The organism is Aeromonas aquatilis, from assembly GCF_054052405.1.
The window spans coordinates 1-24,265 of the sequence record NZ_JBSTYP010000038.1; the positions used below are offsets into that span (position 1 = coordinate 1).

Consider the following 24,265-nt stretch of genomic DNA (forward strand, 5'->3'; position numbering starts at 1 on the left):
GGAGCGTTACGGGAAGGAGGTGAATATCAAAGCGTGTATGCATGAGGCGCTGGGACACCCCATGCAACACGTAATTGGGACATAGCCTTTTTTTATGCATGAGAAAATATGGCTGCGTTGTTCTGATATTTTTGGTCTCGCCATGTTGAATGTGATTATATGTTTTAAATCAATCGAATAGTCTCGTATTTAGCGCAATGGCAGCGATAGATGGTGATAGGACACCGGATGGCTGTTCGCATCCGCATATTGTGTCTGTTCTCAGTTAATTCACTTATTTCAATTAATCACCAGAGTTTAACGCCAAATAACTTGTGGAAAATCAACCCACTCAATCCGCGGTATGCAAATGCTGCGTCAATATGTTCCCCCTGTCCCATCTCCTTGCTTGAAAAGCCCCCTGCACGTCCTTAAACTTCAATGTGGGGAAAAGTGGATCAAAGTGGTTTTTAGAGGGGCAATCTGCCTGCTCACTCACCTTCAGGGACTGCAATTTGTTGCGTGGCGCTCATGCCATCAGCCTGGACAGTAAAGGGCGGTTGGCGATTCCGACCAAATTCCGTGATTGGCTGCGCGACGAAAGCGACGGCCAGCTGGTCTGCACCATCGATATTGCCCATCCCTGTTTGCTGCTTTATCCCCTGAATGAATGGGAAGAGGTCGAGCGCAAGCTCAAGACTCTCTCCAGCATGAATCCGCAAGAGCGCCGTTTGCAGCGTCTGCTGCTGGGACATGCAACCGAATGCGAGCTGGATGGCAATGGCCGTCTGCTGCTCAGTCAGCCACTGCGCAACCATGCCGGGCTGGACAAGAAAATCATGCTGGTGGGCCAGCTCAACAAGTTTGAGTTGTGGGATGAAGCCCGCTGGCAACAACAGGTCAATGACGACATCTTGGGTCTGCCCGGGGACGATTGGGCAAGCTCACCACGACTACAGGATTTCTCTTTATAAATGACCCAAGCCGCTGAACACATCACAGTGCTGCTGCACGAAGCCGTTGAAGGTCTGGCCATCAAGCCGGACGGTGTCTACGTCGACGGTACTTTTGGCCGTGGTGGTCATTCTCGTCTGATCCTGCAGCACCTTGGCCCCAATGGCCGCCTGATCGCCATCGACCGCGATCCCCAGGCGATCGCCGAAGCGGCCAAGATCCAGGATCCCCGTTTTGAAATCGTGCATGGCCCCTTCTCCGGCATCGCCTCCTATCTGGATGAGCGTGGTTTGCTGGGCAAGGTGGATGGCTTCCTGCTGGATCTGGGGGTCTCTTCACCCCAGCTGGATGATGCCGAGCGTGGCTTCAGTTTTATGAAAGATGGTCCGCTCGATATGCGGATGGACCCCACCTCCGGCCAAAGTGCCGCCGAGTGGCTGGCAAAGGCCGATGTGGATGACATCGCCTGGGTGCTGAAGACCTTCGGTGAGGAGCGTTTTGCCAAGAAGATCGCCCGCGCTATCGTCCACGACCGGGTGACCGAGCCTTACGTACGTACCCGTCAGCTGGCGGAGATGATTGCCCGGGTCAATCCGAGCAAGGAGAAGGGCAAGCACGCGGCAACCCGCAGCTTCCAGGCCATCCGCATCTATATCAACAGCGAGCTGGACGAGATCGAAACCGCGCTCAACGGTGCGCTGGAAGTGCTGGCACCACACGGCCGTCTGTCGGTGATCAGCTTCCATTCGCTGGAAGACAGATTGGTGAAGCATTTTATCCGCAAGCACGAGAAGGGGCCGGAAGTGCCTTACGGCATTCCGCTGACCGAGGCCCAGCTGGCAGGCGGTCGCAAATTGAAGTCGGTCGGCAAGGCGCTCAAGCCTTCTGATCATGAAGTATCTGAAAACAGCCGGTCACGCAGCTCGGTGCTGCGGGTTGCCGAGCGGCTGGCGGAGTAAGCGATGAGCGAAGTGCGTGTTCATCTGGCCAAGGAGATCGTTGCCGATCTCTGGCGGCACAAGCTGCAGATTTTTCTGTCGGTCGCCGTGCTGGTGACCGCATTTGCCGTCATTCTGGTGACCAACATGACCCGTGGTCTGACGGCCAAGCAGAACGATCTGATGGCAGAAGAGGATCGCCTCAATATCGAATGGCGCCATCTACTGCTGGAGCAGGGCACCCTGGCTGAACACTCCCGGGTGGCGAGTCTGGCGATGGACAAGTTGCAGATGGGTCGTCCGCTGGTGACAACCGAGAAGGTAATTACCCAACCATGAAACGCAAGGCTACAGCCAAGGCTGCCAAAGCGACTGTCAAAGCGCCATCGATCTATCCGTGGCGCTTTCGCACGCTTGCGGTGTTTATCGGCATCGCGTTTGTGGGTCTGATCCTGCGTCTGGCCTGGATTCAGGTGATCAATCCGGATCGTCTGCGTCAGGAAGGGGACATGCGCTCCCTGCGTACCACCTCTACCCAGGCGGTGCGCGGCATGATCACCGATCGCAACGGTGAGCAGCTGGCGGTTTCGGTACCGGTCGAGGCGGTCTGGGCCGATCCCAAGACAGTACATGAATCTGGCGCCATCAATAATGAGCGAGCCTGGCTGGCGCTCTCCGCCGTGCTCAAGCTTGACATCAATACCCTCAAACACCGCATCGCCAACCCCAGCAAGCGTTTCGTCTATTTGCAGCGTCAGGTGACTCCTGCTGTGGCGGAATATATCAAGGGCCTCAAGCTGGGTGGCATCTACCTGCGTCCCGAAGCGCGCCGCTTCTACCCGACCGGCGAGATAAGTGCCCATCTGGTGGGGGTGACCAACATCGATGGCAGCGGCATTGAAGGGATTGAGCGCAGTTACAACGAGTGGCTGACGGCCACACCCGGCGAGATGCGGGTGCGCAAGGATCGTCAGGGCCGGGTCATCGAGCGGCTTGGCATCGTCAAAGAGGGCAAGAACGCCAACGATCTGCAGCTCAGTATCGATCAGCGGGTTCAGGCACTGGCCTATCGTGCCCTAAAACGCGCAACCGACGAGAACAAGGCGACCTCCGGCTCCATGGTGATGCTGGATATCAAGACCGGTGAAGTGCTCGCCATGGTCAACACCCCCTCCTACAACCCGAATAACCGCGGCCAGTACCAGAGCTTCCGGGTGCGCAACCGGGTGGTGACCGATACCTACGAGCCGGGTTCGACCGTCAAGCCATTGATTTTGCTCAGTGCCTTGCAGGCAGGTGTCACCAGCTGGAAAGATTTCATTCCCGGTGGTCCGCTCTTTATCGGTGCCAAGCAGATCAAGGACGTCAGTATCCACAAGGCGACCAACCTCTACGATATCCTGCGCTACTCCTCCAACATCGGTATGTCGCGCATCGCGCTGCGAATGCCGGCGCAGGAGATGATCAACACCCTCAGCATGTTCGGGTTCGGCATGGATACGGGCAGCGGGCTGATGGGCGAGAGCAGCGGCATGCTGCCCCAGCGTCGTCGCTGGTCTGATATCGAACGGGCGACCCTCTCGTTCGGTTATGGTCTGCGGGTTACCCCGCTGCAACTGGCTTCCGCCTACGCCACCCTGGCCAACAAGGGCAAGCGGGTGCCGCTCTCCATCGTCAAGGTGACTACGCCGCCCAAGGGTGAGCAAGTGATCGACCACAACAACGCCTCTGCCATGTTGCAGGCGCTGGAGTACGTGGTCGACAACGCCATTCCAAAAGCCAAGATCCCGGGCTATCGGGTCGGCGGCAAGAGTGGTACCGCCAAGGTCGCCGTCGCCGGTGGCTACGGCAAGGATTACATGGCCTGGTTTGCCGGTTTCGCGCCAGCCAGTGACCCCCGTTTCGTCATGGTGGTGGTGATCAACGAGCCAAAAGGCAGTGCCTATTATGGCGGCGCCGTTGCGACCCCGCCGTTTGCAGAGGCCATGGGCGGGGTGCTGCAGCTCTTCAATATTCGTCCCGATGCGGTGCCGCCTGCGGTGCCCACCAAACTTGCCCGTACGGAGGCTCCTCTTGTCCCGCGCACTTGATGCATTACTGCGCCCCTTCGGCATCCAGGCGCCGGCGCTCACCCTGACCGATATCCAGCTGGATAGTCGGCGGGCTGGCCCCGGCTCGCTCTTCGTGGCCATTCGTGGTCATCAGATGGATGGCAGACGGTTTATCGAACAGGCGGTGGCTCAGGGAGCGACCGCTGTTGTGTTTGAGGAGGATGGTGAATTCGTCCCGCCATCGAATTCGGTTCCCTGTATCGGGATGCGGGATTTGCCTGTCCACCTCTCTGCGCTCTCCGGCTATTTCTACGACCAGCCAGCTACAAAACTTGAACTGGTTGGCATCACCGGCACCAACGGCAAGAGCACTACGGCACTGCTGGTTGCCAACTGGCGTACCCTGCTGGGTGGCAAGGCCGGCGTGATGGGCACCATCGGCAACGGCCTGTTTGGCCATCTGATCGAAGCGGAAAATACCACCGGCAGCGCCGTGCAGGTGCAAGCCAATCTGGCTGCGCTGCAAGCGCAGGGGGCGGATCTGGTGGCGATGGAGGTCTCCAGCCATGGTCTGGTGCAGCATCGGGTTGCAGCCTTGCCGTTTGCTGCCGCGGTCTTCACCAACCTGAGTCGGGATCACCTCGACTATCACGGCACCATGGAAGCTTATGGCGCGGCCAAGGAGCAGCTGCTGCAGTTGGTCGATGAGTCGAATGCGGTGATCAACCGCGATGACGAGTTGGGTGCCAAGTGGCTCGAAAAATACCCAGCAGCGGTGGCCTTCAGTGTGGATGGCCCGATTGAACACCATTCTGGCCGTCAATTAACGGCGCAGCAGCTTGATTTTCACCAGCAAGGTTTTCGCGCGCAGATTAACTCCAGCTGGGGGAATGGTGTATTATCCGCCCCCTTGCTCGGGCGCTTCAACGTCAGCAATGTGCTGGCGGCGATGGGCGTGATGCTGGTGCTTGGTTACGACTTCCACGAGCTGCTGGCGACAGCGCCTCAATTGCAGCCGGTCACCGGTCGCATGGAGTGTTTTGGCGGTGGCGATACGCCGCTGGCGGTGGTCGATTACGCCCACACCCCAGATGCGCTGGAAAAGGCATTGCAGGCCCTGCGGGTGCACTGCACTGGCCAGCTCTGGTGTCTGGTCGGTTGTGGTGGCGACCGCGATCGCGGCAAGCGCCCCATGATGGCTGCCATGGCTGAACAGTATGCGGATCGCGTGATCCTGACCGACGACAATCCCCGTACCGAGGAGCCGGCCCGGATCATGGCCGACATGGTGGCGGGTCTTCGCGATCCTGCTGCGGTGCAGGTGGAGCACGACCGGGTCAAGGCGATTGCGCTGGCCATCGGTCAGGCGAGCAAACAGGACATCATCCTGGTGGCCGGTAAGGGTCACGAGGATTATCAGATCATTGGAACCGACAAGCGGCACTATAGCGACCGGGAAACCGTCGCTGCTGCTTTGCACACATTAATGGAGTCATTCAAATGATGACCCTCAGGCTTGCCGAGCTGGCGCTGGTGCTTGATGCCCGTCTGATTGGTGAAGATGGCGAGATTACTGCAGTCAGCACCGATACCCGTACTCTGGGTTCTGGCGCTCTGTTTGTTGCACTGCGTGGCGAGCGCTTCGATGCCCACGATTTTTGCGATCAGGCGCTAGCCGCAGGAGCCTCAGCCCTGCTGGTCGAGCGCGAACTGCCGCTGGCCATTCCCCAACTGGTGGTAGCCGATACCCTCAAGGGGCTGGGCCGTCTCGGCAAACTGGTGCGTGAGCGCATCAACCCGAAAGTGCTGGCTATCACCGGCAGCTGCGGCAAGACCACAGTGAAGGAGATGGCTACCGCCATCCTGCGTCATGAAGGAGAGGTGCTGGCCACCGCCGGCAACTTCAACAATGAGGTGGGGGTGCCGCTCACTCTGCTGCGCCTCGAGCCGCAACACAAGTTTGCGGTGATGGAGCTGGGAGCAAACCACAAGGGCGAGATCGCTTGGACTACCTCGCTGGCCAAGCCCGATGCCGCCATCATCAACAACGTGGCGGCGGCCCATCTTGAGGGCTTCGGCTCTCTTGAGGGGATCTACCACGCCAAGAGCGAAATTTTTGAGGGCTTGAGCGAAGGCGGCACCGCCATCGTCAATGCCGACAACGAATTCTGGCCGAAATGGCGCGAGCGTGGCATTCGCTGCGCCTTCTCCATCGAAGATCAGAGCCAGCCGTTCCATGCTCGCGATGTGGTTCTCAACGCTAAGGGTTGTGCCGAGTTCGTGATGGTGACCCCGCAGGGCGAGGTGAGCCTGACTCTGGCGATCCCCGGCCGCCATAACGTGGCCAATGCGCTGGCTGCTGCTGCCGGTACGCTGGCACTTGGTGCTTCTCTGGCCTCGGTCAAAGCCGGTCTGGAGCAGATGGCTCCGGTCAAGGGACGCTTCTGTGTCCAGCACTGGGGCGGTCTGACCCTGGTGGACGATACCTACAACGCCAGCGTGGAGTCCGTGCTGGCGGGCATCGATGCCCTGACCGCCATGAGCGGCTTCAAGGTGCTGGTGTTCGGTGACATGCGGGAACTGGGTGAGGAGTCTGCCGAGCAACATGCCCGGGTTGGCCATCATGCCCGCGAGTGCGGTCTGGATGCCGTGCTGACAGTAGGGGAAGAGAGTCGCCATACCGCAGATGCCGCGGCTGGCCGACATTTCGATAACAAGGCGTCGTTGTTTGAAGTGCTTGCGCAAATGATTAATACACATCAGGAAATTTCGATTCTGGTCAAAGGGGCTCGTGGCTCCCGTATGGAAGATATCGTCAAGATGGTCGTCGACCATCAGGAGTCAGCTGCATGCTAGTCTGGCTGGCTGAACTGCTCACCCCGCACTTCACCTTCTTCAACGTCTTCTCCTACCTGACGTTTCGCGCCATCCTGTCGATCATCACCGGACTGGGGGTTGCCCTCTGGATGGGGCCGCGGCTGATCCGTCGCCTGCAGATCCTGAAATTCGGTCAGGTGATCCGCAACGACGGTCCCGAGTCCCACCTCAGCAAGCGGGGCACCCCGACTATGGGTGGCCTGATGATCATTGCTGCGATTTTCACGTCTGTGCTGCTCTGGTGCCGCCTCGACAACCCCTATGTCTGGCTGGTGCTGTTTGTGCTGGGTGCCTACGGCGCCATCGGCTTTGCCGATGACTACCTCAAGGTGGTGCGCAAGAATACCGACGGCCTGATCGCGCGCTGGAAGTACTTCTGGCAGTCTGCGGTAGCGCTGGCGGTGGCGGTGTTCCTCTATGCGACCGTGACCCATGAGGGTCAGACCCAGCTGGTGGTGCCTTTCCTCAAGGATGTAATGCCGCAGCTTGGCCTGATGTTTATCGTGCTGACCTACTTTGTCATCGTCGGCACCTCCAATGCGGTCAACCTGACCGATGGTCTCGACGGCCTGGCCATCATGCCGACCGTGATGGTGGCGGGGGGCTTTGCCCTGATTGCCTGGGCCACCGGTAACGTCAACTTTGCCAACTACCTGCACATTCCCTACGTGCCCTATACCTCCGAGCTGGTGATCGTCTGTACCGCTATTGTCGGGGCGGGTCTGGGTTTCCTCTGGTTCAACACCTATCCGGCGCAGGTCTTCATGGGGGATGTCGGTTCCCTGGCACTGGGCGGCGCGCTCGGCACCATCGCCGTGCTGGTCCGTCAGGAGTTCCTGCTGGTAATCATGGGTGGCGTCTTCGTGATGGAGACCGTCTCGGTGATCCTGCAGGTGGGATCATACAAACTGCGCGGCGTGCGGATCTTCCGCATGGCGCCGATCCATCACCACTACGAGAAGAAGGGCTGGCCGGAGCCGCGCGTTATCGTGCGCTTCTGGATCATCACCCTCGTGCTGGTACTGCTGGGTCTTGCCACCCTGAAGGTGAGGTAAGGCCATGATCATCATCATCGGATTGGGCAAAACCGGGCTCTCTTGTGTCGATTACTTCCTCGGCCGTGGCGTGACGCCACTGGTGATGGATACTCGCGCCAACCCGCCCGGCAAGGATCAACTGCCGCCTGAGGTAGAGCTCATTCACGGTCTCGACGAGGCACTGCTCAAGCAGGCGCACATGATCGTCGCGAGCCCGGGTATCGCGCTGGCGACCCCCGAATTGAAAGCGGCTGCCGAGTGTGGCGTACAGATCGTCGGTGATATCGAGCTGTTTGTTCGTGAGACCCAGACCCCGGTCATCGCCATTACCGGCTCCAACGGCAAGAGCACCGTCACTACCCTGGTGGGCGAGATGATTGCCGAAGCCGGACTCAATGTCGGCGTGGGCGGCAATATCGGCACGCCTGCGCTGGAGCTGCTCAAGCAGCCGATGGATCTCTGCGTGCTGGAGCTCTCCAGCTTCCAGCTGGAAACTACTCACAGTTTGCGTGCTGCCGCCTCCGTGGTGCTGAACCTCTCAGAAGATCACATGGATCGTTATCAGGGCATGGCCGATTACCGCGCCGCTAAGATGGAGATCCATCAGAACTCCAAACACATTTTGGTCAACCGCGACGATACCCAGACCCTGCCCGACGTGGGTCAGGTGTGGCAGAGCTTTGGTCTCGACTGCAATGGCTATGGCCGTTGCCTGCTGGATGGCCGCTACTGGCTGACCCTGCACGGTGAACCACTGCTGGCGGTAGACGAGATGAAGATCGTCGGTGCCCACAATCAGGCCAACGCCCTTGCCGCCATGGCGCTGTGCGATGCAGTCGGCATTCCCCGCGCTGCGCAACTCACCGTGCTGCGCCGCTTCGAGGGCTTGCCCCATCGCGCCCGCTTCGTGCGCGAAGTGAACGGGGTGCGCTGGATCAACGACTCCAAGGCCACCAACGTGGGAGCCACGCTGGCTGCCGTTGCCGGTGTGCGCGAGTCGGTCAAGGGGCGCCTGCTGCTGCTGGCCGGTGGTCAGGGCAAGGGGCAGGATTTTGGCCCGATCCAGGCGCTGCTGGGCAACCAGATCGATCACATGTACTGCTTCGGTCAGGATGCCGAGGTGCTGCTGGCGCTGGGCGAGCAGACCGAACGGGTGGCCGACCTGGCCGCTGCGGTTGCCAAAGCGGCGGCCGATGCCAAGCCCGGTGACTGGGTGCTGCTGGCGCCAGCCTGTGCCAGCCTCGATCAGTTCAAGTCGTTCGAGGTGCGCGGTGATCGCTTCACCGAGATGGTACAGATGCTATGAACGCCTACCTTGCCAGCCTGAACGGGCTTAACCTCTTCACATCCTTCGACGTTCGCGGTGATCGCCTTACCGCTGAACTGGTGCTGGCACTATGAACGCCCTTCGCGCAGCAGCAGGTTTGTTCCAGCGCTGGTTGTTACCGGCGCGTCCTGCCGGTCTCTACGATCGACAGCTGGTACTGCTGGCGCTCTCCCTGATGGCGGTCGGGGTTGTCATCGTGGCCTCGGCGTCGATCCCCGAAGGGATTGCGCTGGGAGATGACCCCTTCATGTTTGTGAAGCGTCACGCCCTGTTTCTGGTGATGGCGCTCGGTATCTCCTGGTTTGTGTTGCAGGTGCCGATGGCGCGCTGGCAACAGCACAACGGCCCCATGCTGCTGCTGGCGATCTTGATGTTGGTGCTGGTGCTGCTGGTGGGGCGGAACGTCAACGGTGCGGTGCGCTGGTTGCCGCTTGGCCCCTTTAACCTGCAGCCTGCCGAGTTTGGCAAGCTGGCGCTGTTTGTCTATCTGGCCGGTTATCTGGTGCGGCGCCAGAGCGAAGTGCGCGAAGCCTGGATCGGCTTCCTGAAACCGCTGGCGGTGTTCGGGGTGCTGGCGGTCTTGCTGCTGTTGCAACCTGACCTGGGTTCTACCGTGGTGATGTTCGTTACCTCGTTCGGCATGTTGTTTCTGGCCGGTGCCCGACTGGGGCAGTTTTTGACCCTGATCGGCGCGGGTCTCGGCTCTGTGGTGATGCTGATCATCGTCGAGCCCTACCGGATGCGGCGGGTGACCTCCTTTATGGACCCTTGGGCCGATCCGTTTGGCAGCGGCTACCAGTTGACCCAGTCGCTGATGGCGTTTGGTCGTGGCAGCTGGTTTGGCGAAGGGCTTGGCAACTCCATCCAGAAGATGGAGTACCTGCCGGAAGCGCACACCGACTTCGTGTTTGCGATCCTCGGTGAAGAGCTGGGTTACGTCGGGGTGCTGGGCGCCCTGTTCCTGATTTTTGCGTTGGCGGTCAAGGCGCTCAAGCTGGGGCATCGCGCGCTGGTGGCAGAGCGGCTCTATGACGGTTATCTGGCCATTGGCATCGGCATCTGGTTCAGCTTCCAGACCTTCGTTAACGTCGGCGCGGCCAGCGGCATGATGCCAACCAAGGGCTTGACCCTGCCGCTGGTGAGTTACGGTGGTTCCAGTCTCATCATCATGTCGGTGGCGGTGAGCATGTTGATTCGAATCGATTTTGAGTTGCGTCAGGCGACAGCCCAGGCGCGCGTGCGGGAGGTTTAGTGAGCAAGACTCTGTTGGTGATGGCAGGTGGTACCGGTGGGCATGTGTTCCCCGGTCTGGCCGTGGCCGATCGCCTGAAGGCCCAGGGCTGGACTGTCCACTGGCTCGGCACTGCCGACCGGATGGAGGCGGAACTGGTGCCCGCCCACGGTTACCCCATCTCCTTCATCGATATTCAGGGGGTGCGTGGCAACGGCATCAAGCGACTGCTGGTTGCGCCCTATCGCATCGTCAAATCGATCTTGCAGGCGCGTCAGGTGCTCAAAACTGTTCGCCCTGATGTGGTGCTCGGCATGGGCGGTTTTGCTTCCGGCCCGGGTGGCGTGGCGGCCTGGTTCGCCGGCATCCCGCTGCTGCTCCATGAGCAGAATGCTGCTGCAGGCATGACCAACAAGTTACTGGCCCGTATCGCCAGGCGGGTGTTGATGGCATTTCCGGGCGCCTTCGCGCCGAGCCGTCGCACCGCAGTGGTGGGCAATCCGGTGCGTCCCGAAGTGGTCGCCCTGCCGGATCCGCAACTGCGCAGCGGAGCCGAGCCGCTGCATCTGTTGATCGTGGGCGGCAGTCTGGGGGCGCGGGTGCTCAACGAGCAGGTACCTGCTGCGGTGGCGGCATCCGGCGTGCCCATCGAAGTGCGTCACCAGTGTGGCAAGGGCAATGCCGAGACAGTGTCTGCTGCCTATGCCCAACACGGCATCAATGCTGAGGTGAGCGAATTTATCAAGGATATGGCCAGCGCCTACGCCTGGGCCGACCTGGTGGTCTGCCGTGCCGGTGCGCTGACTGTTTCCGAGGTAGCTGCCGCCGGTGTGGCTGCCATTTTCGTGCCACTGCCCCATGCGGTGGATGATCACCAGACCCGTAACGCCCTGACACTGGTCGACGGCGGTGCTGCCGAGTTTCTGCCCCAGTCCGAGCTGAATACCGCGTCACTTGCGGCACGTCTGACCTGGCTGGCTGGTCGTAGGGAGACCCTGTTTAACATGGCGAAAGCGGCTCGCCGCGTCGCCATCACAGATGCGGCCGAGCGGGTTGCGGATGAGTGCAAACAGCTCGCAACCGGGCAGCGTGGTAAAGATTGATGAGCAAGGTTGCAGCGGTGACACCGTGCAGCCTTGTACCTGACTATATTGATGCCGCCGTGCAGCCGCGCTTTGATGGCACATGGCCTGCGGCAGACTAAAGAGACGATTATGACCAAGGTTGAACTGGCAAAACTGCGTACTGTGATTCCCGAAATGCGCCGCGTGCGTCGCATCCACTTTATCGGCATCGGTGGTGCTGGTATGGGCGGGATCGCCGAAGTGCTTGCCAACGAAGGGTATCAGGTAACGGGTTCTGATCTGGCTCGCAACGCTGTGACCGAGCGGTTGGCCGGACTGGGCGCCCACATCTTCGTTGGCCACAGTGCCGAACACGTCGAGGGTGCCAGTGTGGTGGTGGTCTCTACCGCCATCAAGCAGGACAACCCGGAGCTGCTGGCTGCCCGCGAACTGCGGATCCCGGTGGTGCGCCGCGCCGAGATGCTGGCCGAGCTGATGCGTTTCCGTCACGGTATCGCCATCGCCGGTACTCACGGCAAGACAACCACCACCAGTCTGGTGGCGAGCATCTATGCCGAAGCCGACCGCGATCCGACTTTCGTTATCGGTGGCCTGCTCAACAGTGCCGGTACCAATGCCCGCCTGGGCAGCAGCCGTTACCTGATTGCCGAAGCGGACGAGAGCGACGCCTCTTTCCTGCATCTGCAGCCGATGGTCTCTATCGTGACAAACATCGAAGCGGATCACATGGACACCTACGGCGGTGATTTCTCCAAGCTGAAGGCTACCTTTATCGAGTTTCTGCACAACCTGCCTTTCTACGGACTGGCGGTGGTCTGCATCGATGATCCGGTGATCCGTGGCATGTTGCCCGAGATTGCCCGCCCGACCCTGACCTACGGTCTCTCTGACGATGCCGACGTGCAGGTGCTGGATTTTGTCCAGACCACCAACCACAGCTGCTTCCGGGTGCGCCGCAAAGATGCGGGTGAGCTGCAGGTAACCCTCAACTTGCCGGGGATCCACAACGCCTTGAACGCTGCCGCGGCGATTGCTGTCGCGACAGAGGACGGGGTTAGCGATGAGGCCATCATCTCTGCTCTGGCCAAATTTGAAGGGGTCGGTCGTCGCTTCCAGCAGTATGGCGAGTTTGAAACCGGTCGCGGCAAGGCGATGCTGGTGGACGATTACGGTCACCACCCGAGCGAAGTGAAGGTCACCATCAACGCCGCCCGTGCCGGTTGGCCCGAGAAGCGTCTGGTGATGGTGTTCCAGCCGCACCGTTATACCCGCACCCGCGACCTCTACGAGGACTTCGCCGATGTGCTCTCCAAGGTAGACGTGCTGGTGATGCTGGAGGTTTATGCTGCCGGTGAGGAGCCGATCCCGGGCGCTGATGGACGGGCTCTGTGTCGCTCCATTCGCTCCCGTGGCAATCTTGAACCCGTCTTTGTGGCGACGCCGGACGATGTACCAGCCGTGCTGGCCGACCTGATCGGCGAGGGGGATTTGGTGCTGACTCAGGGTGCCGGGAACGTCGGGGCACTTGCCCGCCGTCTCGGAGAGATGAAATTGAGCATAGATAGCATGAAATCTGGTGCCTGAGGGCCCAATGAGTATTTTGACCGCCAAGCCGGGGCCTATATAATGGCGAACCGGTCTGTCCAAAGGCCGGTTTAGCGCGTTACACGGGGATCGATCGGGTGGAGGCAAGGGCACAGGGGCGCACCAAGGGTGGCTTCATCGCAGGGGTAGTGTTTTTCCTGCTGGTGATATGGGGCTGCTACCGGACGGCGCTGGATGTTAAAGGTTGGCTGACAGATGCCAACCGGTTGCCCATGAGCGAGCTGTTGCTGCAGGGGCAACACCAGTATTTGCAAACCGAAGAGCTGCGGATGGCCGTTCTGGATGGCGCGGAACTGCGCAACTTCTTCGAATTGGACGTTAACGAATTGCAGGCACGGCTCAATGCCTTGCCATGGGTAGCTCAGGTCTCGGTACGAAAGAAGTGGCCGAACAAGATCAAGATCTACCTCACGGAACAAGATGTGGCGGCGCGCTGGAATGGCAACCGCTTCGTCAACACCAAGGGCAAGGTATTCAGTGCCCCGGATCGGGTCAAGACGCCGCTGTTGCAGCTGTCAGGGCCGGATGACCAGGCCGCCCGGGTGTTGAAAGAGAGTCGGCAGTACGAGTCGCAACTGGCTGCCAAGGGATACAAGTTGCTGGGGGTGAATCTGACCCCCCGCCATGCCTGGGAACTGACCCTGGATGGCAATATCAAGCTGTTCCTGGGACGCAATGACATTGCGCTCCGGTTGCAGCGGTTTATCGATGCCTTCCCGGTTATCGAACCCCGTGCGCAAGTCGCTTACGTGGATCTTCGATACGACACCGGAATGGCAGTTGGCTGGAAGAAGAGCGAAGAGAAAGTGCATGACCAACACCGCAGATAGGAATTTGATTGTCGGACTGGATATCGGCACAACCAAGGTGGCGGTTCTGGTCGGGGAAGTATTGCCGGACGGTGAACTGAACGTCATCGGTATGGGCAGTCACGCTTCTCGCGGAATGGAGAAGGGCGGGGTCAATGACCTCGACTCCGTGGTCAAGTCACTGCGCCGCGCGGTGGAAGAGGCCGAGATGATGGCAGATTGCCAGATCAGCTCTGTCTATCTGGGGTTGTCCGGCAAGCATATTGATTGCCGCAACGAGACCGGCATGGTGCCCATCTCCGATGAAGAGGTGACCCAGGAGGATGTGGACAACGTGATCCACACTGCCAAGTCGGTTCGCCTCTCCGATGAGCTGCGGGTGCTGCATGTACTGCCTCAGGAGTTTGCCATCGATTATCAGGAAGGGATCAAGAATCCCGTTGGCCTCTCCGGTGTGCGGATGGCAGCCAAGGTTCACCTGATCACCTGCCACAACGACATGGCACGCAACATTGAGAAATGTGTGGAGAAGGTCGGCTTGCGCGTGGATCAACTGATCTTCTCCGCGCTGGCCTCCAGCTATGCCGTGTTGACCGAAGATGAGAAAGAGCTGGGTGTCTGCGTGGTGGACATCGGTGGCGGAACCATGGACATGTCGCTGTTTACCGGCGGTGCCCTGCGCCACACCAAGGTGATCCCGTACGCTGGCAGCACTGTGACCAGCGACATCGCCTACGCCTTCGGCACGCCGCCGCTCGACGCGGAAGCGATCAAGGTGCGCTACGGCTGTGCCCTCGGTCGTCTGGTCAGCAAGGAAGACAATATTGAAGTACCCAGTGTCGGCGGTCGCCCGGCGCGCAGCCTGCAACGGCAGACACTGGCTGAAGTGATTGAGCCCCGTTACACCGAGTTGCTCTCCATGGTGAATGATGAGCTGGTGCGGGTACAAAGCGAGTTGAAAGCGCAGGGGGTCAAGCATCAGCTGGCAGCCGGTGTGGTCTTGACCGGCGGCGCTGCCCAGATTGAAGGCATTGTGGAGTGTGCAGAGCAGATCTTCCAGAGCCAGGTCCGGGTGGGAGAGCCCATGAACATACGTGGTTTGAGTGATTACGTGCAGGCACCGGTGTACTCGACTGCGGTCGGGTTGCTGCAATATGGCCGCACCCATCAAGCCACAGGTAGCAACAAAGAATATGCCGCCAAGGCAAGCGTCGGTGGCCTGGTCAAACGGGTTAGCAACTGGCTGCGTGGCGAGTTCTAAGAATTTTGCTGAGTCAGGCAAATAAAGCGGAGAGACAACATGTTTGAATTTATGGATAGCCACACTGACGAAGCCGTCATTAAAGTGATCGGTGTAGGTGGCGGCGGCGGTAACGCTGTCGAGCACATGGTTCGTCAAAATATTGAGGGTGTTGAGTTTATTACCGTCAACACCGACGCCCAGGCTCTGCGTAACTCCAGCGCCAACACTACCCTGCAGATCGGCGGTGGCATCACCAAGGGTCTGGGTGCCGGCGCCAATCCGGAAGTGGGTCGTGATGCGGCCATGGAAGATCGCGAAGCACTGCGTGAGCTGCTGACCGGTTCCGACATGGTGTTCATCGCCGCCGGTATGGGTGGTGGTACCGGTACCGGTGCTGCGCCGATCGTGGCCGAAGTGGCACGCGAGATGGGCATCCTGACCGTTGCTGTGGTGACCAAGCCGTTCTCCTTCGAAGGGAAGAAGCGGATGGGCTTTGCCGCCCACGGTATCGAAGAGCTTTCCAAGAACGTCGACTCCCTGATCACCATCCCCAACGACAAGTTGCTGAAGGTGCTGGGTCGCGGTATCTCCCTGCTGGATGCCTTCAAGGCGGCCAACGATGTACTGCTGGGTGCGGTACAGGGCATTGCCGAGCTGATCACCCGTCCGGGCTTGATCAACGTCGACTTCGCGGACGTGCGTACCGTGATGCGTGAAATGGGTACCGCCATGATGGGTACCGGTTCCGCCTCCGGTGATGACCGTGCCGAAGAAGCGGCCGAGAAAGCCATCTCCAGCCCGCTGCTGGAAGATGTGGATCTAGCCGGCGCCCGTGGCATCCTGGTTAACATCACCGCCGGTATGGACATGACCATCGAAGAGTTCGAAACCGTGGGTAACGCGGTCAAGGCCTTCGCTTCCGAGAACGCCACTGTAGTTGTGGGTACCGTAATCGATCCAGAAATGCACGACGAACTGCGTGTGACCGTGGTTGCTACCGGTATCGGTGCCGAGCGCAAGCCGGACATCACGCTGGTCAAGAGCAGCCAGGTGCAAGAGCGCCCGGTGCGTCAGCCGCTGGTTAGCGACATGATGCAAGGCCGCGTGATGGACGAAGCCCCGGCCAAGGTGGTCAACGCCGAGCCGCAAGCTCGTCGTGAACCGGATTACCTGGATATTCCGGCGTTCCTGCGCAAGCAAGCTGATTAAGCCTCTTATGGCTCTCGTTTGTTTGTTGTTCAAGGAATGTGCTAAGATGGCCTGCCAACGACCATCTGGTCCGGATTTTAAGCTGTTTAGGGTACACCCATGATTAGACAAAGAACCTTGAAAACGAGTGTACAGGCGACCGGTGTCGGCCTGCATTCGGGCCGGAAAGTCACCATGACGTTCCGTCCGGCGCCTGTGAACACAGGAATCGTTTACTTGCGTACCGACCTGAATCCTGTGGTGGAGCTGCCAGCCAATGCCGATCAGGTGCGCGATACCGTGCTCTGTACCGCTCTGGTCAACGAAGCCGGTGTCCGTGTCTCTACCATTGAGCACCTTTCTGCCGCGCTGGCCGGGATGGGGATCGACAACCTCTATGTCGAGGTTGACGCGCCCGAGATCCCGGTGATGGACGGCAGTGCGCATCCCTTTATCTACCTGCTGCAGGAAGTCGGGATCCGTGAGCAAAATGCGGCCAAGCAGTTTGTGCGGATCAAGCAGAGCATCCGGGTTGAAGATGGCGACAAGTGGGCGGAATTCCACCCCTATCGCAACGGCTTCAAGATGGATCTCGAGATCGATTTCCAGCATCCGGTCTTTGAAGGGCGCAATCAGCGTTGCGTACTGGACTTCTCCGGTGCCTCCTTCGTGAAAGAGATCAGCCGTGCCCGTACCTTCGGGTTCATGCGTGATATCGAGTACCTGCGTTCCCAGAACCTGGCGCTGGGCGGAAGCCTGGAAAACGCCGTGGTACTGGACGACTATCGGGTGCTGAACGAAGACGGTTTGCGTTATGAGGACGAGTTCGTCAAGCACAAGATGCTGGACGCGATCGGTGACCTCTATATGTGTAACCGCAGCATCATCGGTGAATTCCGTGCCTACAAGACCGGACATGCCCTGAACAACAAGCTGCTGCGTGCCTTGCTGGCCGAGCAGGAGGCTTGGGAACTGGTGACCTTCGAGGGTGAGGGCGACAAAGCGCCTATCGCTTACTACGATAACGGTCTGGTTCTGGCCTGATAGCTGTGCAACGGAACGTCGGTCCTCTCTCCGCACCGACGTTCCGTCATTTGTTTACTCCATCCTTTAATACCGATTATCTCCCGGTTTTATTTCCCGTGCAGGCTCCTGGCCGCACCTGACCGAGCAGACTGATTTCTATGAGCATTACCCTGATCCTCCACGGCAAGCAGCGACGCAAGTTGCACCTGCCCAAACAACGTCTGGCCTGGGTCGGCGGTATTCTCTTCTCCCTGTTGGCCCTTGGTAGTGGTTGGCTCTGGCAGAGTTGGCACCAGAAAATGGAGGCGCTGGAAGTGGCGCTTGCCGTTGCCGAGCAACAGTCCGTCGACCAGAGTGGCGACGAAGCCCGTGAACAGTTGGCAATGCTGGCTGCTCAGGTGGGCACCATGCAAGGCCAGCTTGGCCGTCTCAATGCCCTCGGCGAACGATTGACCGAGCAGGCCGATCTCGATCCCGACGAGTTCAATTTCAAAGAGCTGCCCCCCATGGGCGGCCCTTCTTATGATGAAGAGCTGGAAGTGAGCCTCAACGAGCTGCAAGCCTCGATGAAACACCTCAGCCAGCAGCTCAGCAGCCGTGAAGAGCAGCTGTCGGTACTTGAATCTTTCATCATGAATCACCATATCACCGATGCCGGTTTTATTTCCGGCACGCCAGTCAAGCAGGAGCGAGTTTGGGTCTCGTCCGGGTTTGGTGGACGGGTCGATCCGTTCAACGGGCGTGCCAAGATGCACAAAGGGGTCGATTTCCGTGGCAAACCCGGAACCCCGATTCTGGCCACCGGGCCCGGCATTGTCAGCTGGGCGGGCCGTCATCCGGAATTTGGCAATATGGTGGAGATTAATCACGGCAATGGCCTGGTCACCCGCTATGCCCACAACTCCAAGTTGCTGGTCGAGGTGGGCACCTTGGTTGATCAGGGTCAGAAGATTGCCTTGATGGGACGCACCGGTCGCGCGACCGGGGTCCATTTGCATTACGAAGTGTTGAAAGATGGTCGTCAGGTCAACCCCGCACGCTTTCTCAGTGCCAGACGGGGTTAGGTTTTTTTCTTCAGGTTCCAGTGACGGAACGCTTTTATAACCAGAAATAGTTGGTACCCATGATTAGCACACTGCTTACCAAGATTATCGGCAGCCGGAACGACAGAACGCTCAAGGCTTTGCGCAAAATTGTAAAACAGATCAATGCCATGGAGCCGCAGTTCGAGGCTCTGTCCGATGCCGAGTTGCAGGCCAAAACGGCTGAATATCGTCAGCGTATCGAGCAGGGTGAGACCCTGGAGCAGTTGCTGCCGGAAGCGTTCGCGACCGTGCGTGAAGCCTCCAAGCGGGTGTTTGGCATGCGCCACTTCGACGTGCAGCTGATCGGCGGCATGGTGCTGAACTCCAACCGCATCGCGGAAATGAAAACCGGTGAAGGTAAGACTCTTACGGCGACTCTGCCAGCTTACCTGAACGCCCTGAGTGGTCGCGGTGTGCACGTGGTAACGGTGAACGACTACCTGGCCAAGCGTGATGCGGAAGCTAACCGTCCACTGTTCGCCTTCCTCGGCATGACCGTCGATTGCAACGTGCCCGGTATGGATGCGTCCCAGAAGCGTGACGCCTACGCCGCCGACATCACCTACGGTACCAACAACGAATTCGGTTTCGACTACCTGCGCGACAACATGGCGTTCTCGCCGGAGCAGCGGGTACAGCGTCCGCTCAACTACGCGCTGGTGGATGAGGTGGACTCGGTGCTTATCGATGAAGCCCGTACTCCGCTGATCATCTCCGGCCCGGCTGAAGACAGCTCAGAGCTCTATATCCGCGTCAACAAGCTGATCCCGCTGCTGGTCAAACAGGATAAGGAAGACACAGAAGAGTACACCGGTGACGGTCACTACACAGTAGATGAGAAGAACCGTCAGGCCCTGCTGACCGAAAACGGCCAGATCTTCGTGGAAGAGCTGCTCAAGAAAGAGGGGCTGCTGGACGAGAACGACTCCCTGTTCTCCGCCTCCAACATCAGCCTGCTGCATCACGTCAATGCGGGTTTGCGTGCTCACACCCTGTTCGAGCGCAACGTGGACTATATCGTCCAGAAAGACGAGATCGTCATCGTCGACGAGCACACTGGCCGTACCATGCCGGGTCGTCGCTGGTCCGATGGTCTGCATCAGGCCGTTGAAGCGAAGGAAGGGGTGAAGATCCAGAACGAGAACCAGACGCTGGCATCCATCACCTTCCAGAACTACTTCCGTCTTTACAACAAGCTGGCGGGGATGACAGGTACTGCGGATACAGAAGCCTTTGAATTCCAGCAGATTTATGGCCTGGATACCGTAGTTATCCCGACCAACAAGCCAATGGTGCGCAAGGACATGGGCGATCTGGTCTACCTGACTGCCAATGAGAAGTATGCCGCCATCATCGAAGATATCCGTCAGTGCGTGGCCAAGGGCCAGCCTGTACTGGTTGGTACTGTCTCTATCGAGAACTCCGAGCTGCTCTCCAGCATTCTGACCAAGGAGAAGATCCCGCACAAGGTGCTGAACGCCAAGTTCCACGCCATGGAAGCGGAGATCGTCGCCCAGGCCGGTCAGACTGGCGCGGTCACCATCGCCACCAACATGGCCGGTCGTGGTACCGACATCGTGTTGGGCGGCAATTGGCAGGCAGAGATTGCCAAGCTGGAGAACCCGACCAGCGAGCAGATTACCGAGCTGAAAGCCGCCTGGCAGGTGCGTCACGATGCCGTGCTGGCCGCCGGCGGCCTGCACATTATCGGCACCGAGCGTCACGAATCCCGTCGTATCGACAACCAGCTGCGCGGCCGTTCCGGTCGTCAGGGTGACCCGGGTTCCTCCCGTTTCTACCTCTCCATGGAAGATACCCTGATGCGGATCTTCGCCTCCGATCGCGTGACCGGCATGATGAAGAAGCTGGGCATGGAAGAGGGCGAAGCCATCGAGCACCCGTGGGTCACCAAGGCGATCGAAAACGCCCAGCGCAAGGTGGAAGGTCGCAACTTCGACATCCGCAAGAGCTTGCTGGAGTTTGATGACGTTGCCAACGACCAGCGCAAGGTGGTCTACGAGCAGCGTAACGAGCTGCTGGATACCAACGACATCTCCGAGACCATCCACGTTATCCGTGACGACGTCTACGGCGCGGTGATCGACGAGTACATCCCGCCCCAGTCTCTGGAAGAGATGTGGGACGTGCCGGGTCTGGAAGCGCGCCTGAAGGCCGACTTCGCGCTGGATCTGCCGCTGCAGCAGTGGCTGGCGGAAGACGACAAGCTGTACGAAGAGAAGCTGCGCGAGCGCATTCTGGACGAAGCCACCAAGCTCTATGCCCACAAGGAAGAGCTGGTCGGCAAAGAGGTGCTGCGCAACTTCGAGAAGGCGGTGATGCTGCAAACCCTGGATGGCCTCTGGAAAGAACATCTGGCGGCCATGGATCACCTGCGTCAGGGCATCCATCTGCGCGGTTACGCCCAGAAGAACCCCAAGCAGGAGTACAAGCGCGAATCCTTCGATCTGTTCACCCAGATGCTGGAAACCCTCAAGCGCGACGTGGTCAGCATCCTGAGCCGTGTTCAGGTGCAGGAGCGCGATGTGGAGGCGATGGAAGAGCAGCAGCGCCAGCAGGCGGAAGCAGCTCCCCGCACTTACACCCACGCTGCTGCAGAGAGCCAGTTGGCCGATGAACAGGCCGCAGGCGAAGAGGGGCACACCACCTTCGTACGTGACGAGCAGAAGGTCGGTCGCAACGATCCCTGCCCGTGCGGCTCCGGCAAGAAGTACAAGCACTGCCACGGTCAGTTGACCTGATCGACGCAATGCCATAACAGGCGGGCCAAGTGCCCGCCTTGTTATTGGTGGCAACAAGCGAACAGAGGTAATTGATGGAACAGAAAAAACGGATCTGGGTGGCGGTTGGCGTCATCGAGAATGAACGGGGCGATATCTTCATCGCCAGACGCTCCTCCGATCGCCATCAGGGGGATCGCTGGGAGTTTCCCGGTGGCAAGGTAGAGTCGGGCGAGGATCTGCTCACCGCGCTGGATCGGGAGCTGTGGGAAGAGATCGGCATCCGGGTACAGGATTGCACACCCTTCATGGAGCTGCAGCACGACTACCCGGAGAAGCAGGTGTTGCTGGATATCTGGAAGGTGACCCGTTTCAGCGGCGAACCGTTCGGCAAGGAGGGGCAGGAGTGTCTGTGGGTACCGGTGGCCGAGCTGCACAACTACCACTTCCCCGATGCCAATGGCCCGATTGTAGCGCGGCTACAAGGTCTGCTGGCTTGAGCCGGTAGTAATCAACAAGCATCAAAAAAGGGCCAATAGGCCCTTTTTTGATATTGCAGAGGTGAGTGACCGGAGGCTTATAGCCACTGATCGCCCTCTTCCGGCTCCGGCAGCAGATCCGGGTTGCTCTCCCCCGGGATCCGCTTCTCTTCATCGGCCCATTCGCCGAGATCGATCAGCTGGCAGCGCTTGCTGCAGAAGGGGCGGAACGGGCTCTGCGGGCCCCATTCCACTTCGCTCTGACAGGTCGGACACTTTACCTTGGTGACCATAAGCCCTCCTTAGCAGCAGGCGAGCTGGAACGGCACGTCGCCAATCGGCTGTTCTGCGGTGGGCAGAAAGCGCAAGGCGAAGCGGTTCTTGTGGCCGCTCAGGGTCGGGTAGCAGAACAGATTGCCCGGCAGCTTGATGCGGATAAGCTCAGCGCTCTCGGCGGTGTCCTGGAAGAAACCGTTGCTGGCAACCTGCTCACTGAAACTGCCTGACTCGCGCCACAGGCGCAGCAGCAGGGTGATGGCATTCATCAGCAGGTTGATGTCGCTCAGCCACAGCTGCATTTGCTGATGGCGGGTAATGGCTGGCGTACCTAGCCAGTGGTGCAACTGCGGTACATCGAAGGCACACAGACCGCCGGGGATGGAGAAGCGCTGGCGGATGGAGCCGAGCAGACGATCCTCTTTCAGGCGGGCTCCCGGGCGTGGCGAGTTGAGCAGGTTGCGAGAGAGCTGGCTGCTCTCTTGCTGCATCAGTTTGATCTGCTCCAGATCGACATCGGGCAGGCTGGCCCAGTGGCTCAGACGCTGGCCGAGACGCTCCAGATCCTTGATGAGGTCTGCGCGCAGGTCACCACGCTCCAGCAACTCCTGCAGATCGAACAGCCCCTTGAAGAAGGCGATATGTGCCCAGGATTGTTCACTCTCCAGATTGTCGCGGATCTGGGAAAACAGGGACTCCAGACGAAGATAGGTCCGGCTTTTTTCATTGAGGGGGAAATCGTAAATCATGCCTAATCCTGGCCAGCCATAAACCGGCCTAGTGTACTCACACTTGGCGGGCTTGTTGAGAGGCAATTGCCAGATATGTCTCGTGCAGTGCCAAAATCCGCGTTTTAATCGCTATTTCGCTGCCATTGTGGTTTTCGATGACATCATCCGCCGCGGCGAGGCGTTCCGACCGGCTCGCCTGGGCGGCGATGATGGCCTTGGCCTGCTCGGCCGATACCCCATCCCGGCGACAGGTGCGCTCAATCTGGGTGGCTTCATCCACATCGATCGCCAGCACCCGGTTGGCGAGGCCGGTGAGTTTGTTCTCCACCAGCAGCGGCACCACCAGCAGGCAGTAAGGAGAACTGGCCGCGGCACATTGGCGCTGCATTTCGCTGCGAATAAGCGGATGAAGCAGGGCATTGAGCCACTCCTTGGCCTGTGGGTCGCTGAAGACCCGCTCGCGCAGGGCGCGACGGTCGAGTTGACCGCTCGGATCAATCACATCCGGGCCAAAATGGTCGGCGATGGCGGCAAGGGCCGGGGTGCCCGGCTCGACCACTTCACGGGCGATCACATCGGCATCCACCACCTCGATACCCAGCGCGGCAAACTGATTGGCGATAGTGGTCTTGCCGCTGCCGATACCACCTGTGATAGCAACTACATACATGGGGGCCTCTTGCTCAAAGCAGGGTAGAGAGATACCAGCGGGTGATGGTATCGCCCCATAGCAGCGCAATCCAGCCCGCGATGGCGAGGTAGGGGCCGAAGGGAATGGGCTTGCCCTGATGGTGTTTGTGCAAGGCGATCAGACTGATGCCGATCACTGCGCCGACCAGGGATGAGAGCAGCAGAATTATGGGCAGCGCCTGCCAGCCGAGCCAGGCGCCCAGTGCCGCCAGCAGCTTGAAGTCGCCATAGCCCATCCCCTCCTTGCCAGTGAGCAGCTTGAAGGCCCAGTAGAGGCTCCAGAGCACCAGATAGCCCGCCATGGCACCGATCACTGCATCCGCCAGCGGCACGAAGCCGCCTGCCAGGTTGAACAGCAGCCCACCCCACAGCAGGGGCAGGGTGAGCTGATCGGGCAGCAACATCTTGTCGAGATCGATAAAGGTAAGGGTGACCAGTACCCAGGTCAGCAGCAGGGCGGCCAGTGTGCCCCAGCCTGGCGTTATGACCATGGCAACGGCCACCGAGAGCAGAGCGGTCAGCAATTCCACCAGCGGATAGCGGGCTGAGATGGGCGCCTGACAGTCGCGGCAACGCCCCTTGAGCCAGAGCCAGCTCAACAGCGGGATGTTCTCCAGCGCAGTAATGGCATGGCCACAGTGAGGGCATGCGGAGCGCGGCACCATCAGGTTGTAGCGCTCTGGCGCAGTGCTTTCCTCATCGGGGGAAAAGTAGCCGCGATACTCGGCCTGCCACTCCCGTTCCAGCATGATGGGCAGGCGGTGGATCACTACGTTAAGGAAGCTGCCGATCATCAGAGAGAAGAGAAAAACCAGCGAGAAGTAGAGCCAGGGCAAGCTGTGAGCCAGCTCGAGAAGAAGTGTCATAACCAACCGTCAGTTATTGGATGAGGGGGAGGGCATGGTTGTGGTGCCAT

Annotated in this window: 22 protein-coding genes; 18 read left to right on the top strand and 4 right to left on the bottom strand. The window is 59.5% G+C overall.

All coding sequences use genetic code 11. From position 1 onward, the window contains the following. Window positions 1–494 precede the first annotated feature (494 nt). From mraZ to mutT, 18 genes are all read left to right on the top strand, one after another. Entirely contained in the window at window positions 495–953 is a 459-nt protein-coding gene (mraZ, locus tag ACW5W8_RS15405) for a division/cell wall cluster transcriptional repressor MraZ (protein ID WP_013723406.1), read from the top strand. Further along, window positions 954–1,892 carry a 16S rRNA (cytosine(1402)-N(4))-methyltransferase RsmH gene (gene rsmH, locus ACW5W8_RS15410; protein ID WP_005336168.1) on the top strand — a complete coding sequence of 313 codons (939 nt, stop codon included), beginning with the start codon at window positions 954–956 and terminating at the stop codon, window positions 1,890–1,892. Between the two features lie 3 nt (window positions 1,893–1,895). Next, entirely contained in the window at window positions 1,896–2,210 is a 315-nt protein-coding gene (gene ftsL, locus ACW5W8_RS15415; protein WP_005336166.1) for a cell division protein FtsL, read from the top strand. Next, window positions 2,207–3,961 carry a penicillin-binding transpeptidase domain-containing protein gene (locus ACW5W8_RS15420; RefSeq protein WP_498628549.1) on the top strand — a complete coding sequence of 585 codons (1,755 nt, stop codon included), beginning with the start codon at window positions 2,207–2,209 and terminating at the stop codon, window positions 3,959–3,961. Before ftsL ends, ACW5W8_RS15420 begins: the two co-directional genes overlap by 4 nt. Beyond that, window positions 3,894–5,426 (top strand): UDP-N-acetylmuramoyl-L-alanyl-D-glutamate--2,6-diaminopimelate ligase, encoded by a 1,533-nt coding sequence (gene murE, locus ACW5W8_RS15425; RefSeq protein WP_498628550.1) that lies wholly within the window; start codon window positions 3,894–3,896, stop codon window positions 5,424–5,426. Before ACW5W8_RS15420 ends, murE begins: the two co-directional genes overlap by 68 nt. After that, window positions 5,423–6,778, top strand: a complete 1,356-nt coding sequence (locus tag ACW5W8_RS15430; RefSeq protein WP_498628551.1) for a UDP-N-acetylmuramoyl-tripeptide--D-alanyl-D-alanine ligase — start codon at window positions 5,423–5,425, stop codon at window positions 6,776–6,778. Before murE ends, ACW5W8_RS15430 begins: the two co-directional genes overlap by 4 nt. Beyond that, window positions 6,772–7,854: a phospho-N-acetylmuramoyl-pentapeptide-transferase gene (gene mraY / locus ACW5W8_RS15435; RefSeq protein WP_498628552.1), complete on the top strand. Its 1,083-nt coding sequence runs from the start codon at window positions 6,772–6,774 to the stop codon at window positions 7,852–7,854. The genes ACW5W8_RS15430 and mraY overlap by 7 nt, the downstream gene beginning before the upstream one ends. 4 nt (window positions 7,855–7,858) lie before the next feature. After that, window positions 7,859–9,142: a UDP-N-acetylmuramoyl-L-alanine--D-glutamate ligase gene (gene murD, locus ACW5W8_RS15440; RefSeq protein WP_498628553.1), complete on the top strand. Its 1,284-nt coding sequence runs from the start codon at window positions 7,859–7,861 to the stop codon at window positions 9,140–9,142. Window positions 9,143–9,233: 91 nt separating this feature from the next. Then, window positions 9,234–10,415 (top strand): cell division protein FtsW, encoded by a 1,182-nt coding sequence (gene ftsW / locus ACW5W8_RS15445; protein WP_005336154.1) that lies wholly within the window; start codon window positions 9,234–9,236, stop codon window positions 10,413–10,415. Further along, complete coding sequence (gene murG / locus ACW5W8_RS15450; protein ID WP_498628554.1) at window positions 10,415–11,497, top strand: undecaprenyldiphospho-muramoylpentapeptide beta-N-acetylglucosaminyltransferase; 1,083 nt, start codon at window positions 10,415–10,417, stop codon at window positions 11,495–11,497. The genes ftsW and murG overlap by 1 nt, the downstream gene beginning before the upstream one ends. A gap of 111 nt (window positions 11,498–11,608) precedes the next feature. Beyond that, a complete protein-coding gene (gene murC / locus ACW5W8_RS15455; protein ID WP_498628555.1) occupies window positions 11,609–13,063 on the top strand; it encodes a UDP-N-acetylmuramate--L-alanine ligase in 1,455 nt (484 codons plus the stop codon). A 98-nt stretch (window positions 13,064–13,161) separates the two neighbouring features. Further along, complete coding sequence (locus ACW5W8_RS15460) at window positions 13,162–13,914, top strand: cell division protein FtsQ/DivIB (RefSeq protein WP_498628556.1); 753 nt, start codon at window positions 13,162–13,164, stop codon at window positions 13,912–13,914. Beyond that, window positions 13,895–15,154 (top strand): cell division protein FtsA, encoded by a 1,260-nt coding sequence (gene ftsA, locus ACW5W8_RS15465; RefSeq protein ID WP_005336148.1) that lies wholly within the window; start codon window positions 13,895–13,897, stop codon window positions 15,152–15,154. The genes ACW5W8_RS15460 and ftsA overlap by 20 nt, the downstream gene beginning before the upstream one ends. Before the next feature lie 39 nt (window positions 15,155–15,193). Then, a complete protein-coding gene (gene ftsZ / locus ACW5W8_RS15470; RefSeq protein WP_005336147.1) occupies window positions 15,194–16,345 on the top strand; it encodes a cell division protein FtsZ in 1,152 nt (383 codons plus the stop codon). 99 nt (window positions 16,346–16,444) lie between these two features. Beyond that, entirely contained in the window at window positions 16,445–17,368 is a 924-nt protein-coding gene (lpxC, locus tag ACW5W8_RS15475; protein WP_201908666.1) for a UDP-3-O-acyl-N-acetylglucosamine deacetylase, read from the top strand. A 140-nt stretch (window positions 17,369–17,508) separates the two neighbouring features. Beyond that, entirely contained in the window at window positions 17,509–18,414 is a 906-nt protein-coding gene (locus tag ACW5W8_RS15480) for a M23 family metallopeptidase (RefSeq protein ID WP_307896089.1), read from the top strand. Window positions 18,415–18,473: 59 nt separating this feature from the next. Beyond that, complete coding sequence (gene secA / locus ACW5W8_RS15485) at window positions 18,474–21,194, top strand: preprotein translocase subunit SecA (RefSeq protein WP_498628557.1); 2,721 nt, start codon at window positions 18,474–18,476, stop codon at window positions 21,192–21,194. A gap of 74 nt (window positions 21,195–21,268) precedes the next feature. Continuing rightward, on the top strand, window positions 21,269–21,673 hold the full coding sequence (mutT, locus tag ACW5W8_RS15490; RefSeq protein ID WP_042655679.1) for an 8-oxo-dGTP diphosphatase MutT: 405 nt from the start codon (window positions 21,269–21,271) through the stop codon (window positions 21,671–21,673). A 77-nt stretch (window positions 21,674–21,750) separates the two neighbouring features. Here mutT and yacG read toward each other — a convergent pair whose 3' ends face one another. The 4 genes from yacG to ACW5W8_RS15510 are packed head-to-tail and all read right to left on the bottom strand — an operon-like array spanning window position 21,751 to window position 24,215. Continuing rightward, complete coding sequence (yacG, locus tag ACW5W8_RS15495) at window positions 21,751–21,945, bottom strand: DNA gyrase inhibitor YacG (RefSeq protein ID WP_498628558.1); 195 nt, start codon at window positions 21,943–21,945, stop codon at window positions 21,751–21,753. Window positions 21,946–21,954: 9 nt separating this feature from the next. Beyond that, entirely contained in the window at window positions 21,955–22,677 is a 723-nt protein-coding gene (gene zapD / locus ACW5W8_RS15500) for a cell division protein ZapD (protein WP_498628559.1), read from the bottom strand. A 37-nt stretch (window positions 22,678–22,714) separates the two neighbouring features. Further along, window positions 22,715–23,329 (bottom strand): dephospho-CoA kinase, encoded by a 615-nt coding sequence (gene coaE, locus ACW5W8_RS15505; protein ID WP_498628560.1) that lies wholly within the window; start codon window positions 23,327–23,329, stop codon window positions 22,715–22,717. A 13-nt stretch (window positions 23,330–23,342) separates the two neighbouring features. After that, window positions 23,343–24,215: a prepilin peptidase gene (locus tag ACW5W8_RS15510; protein ID WP_498628561.1), complete on the bottom strand. Its 873-nt coding sequence runs from the start codon at window positions 24,213–24,215 to the stop codon at window positions 23,343–23,345. Between the last annotated feature and the right edge of the window lie 50 nt (window positions 24,216–24,265).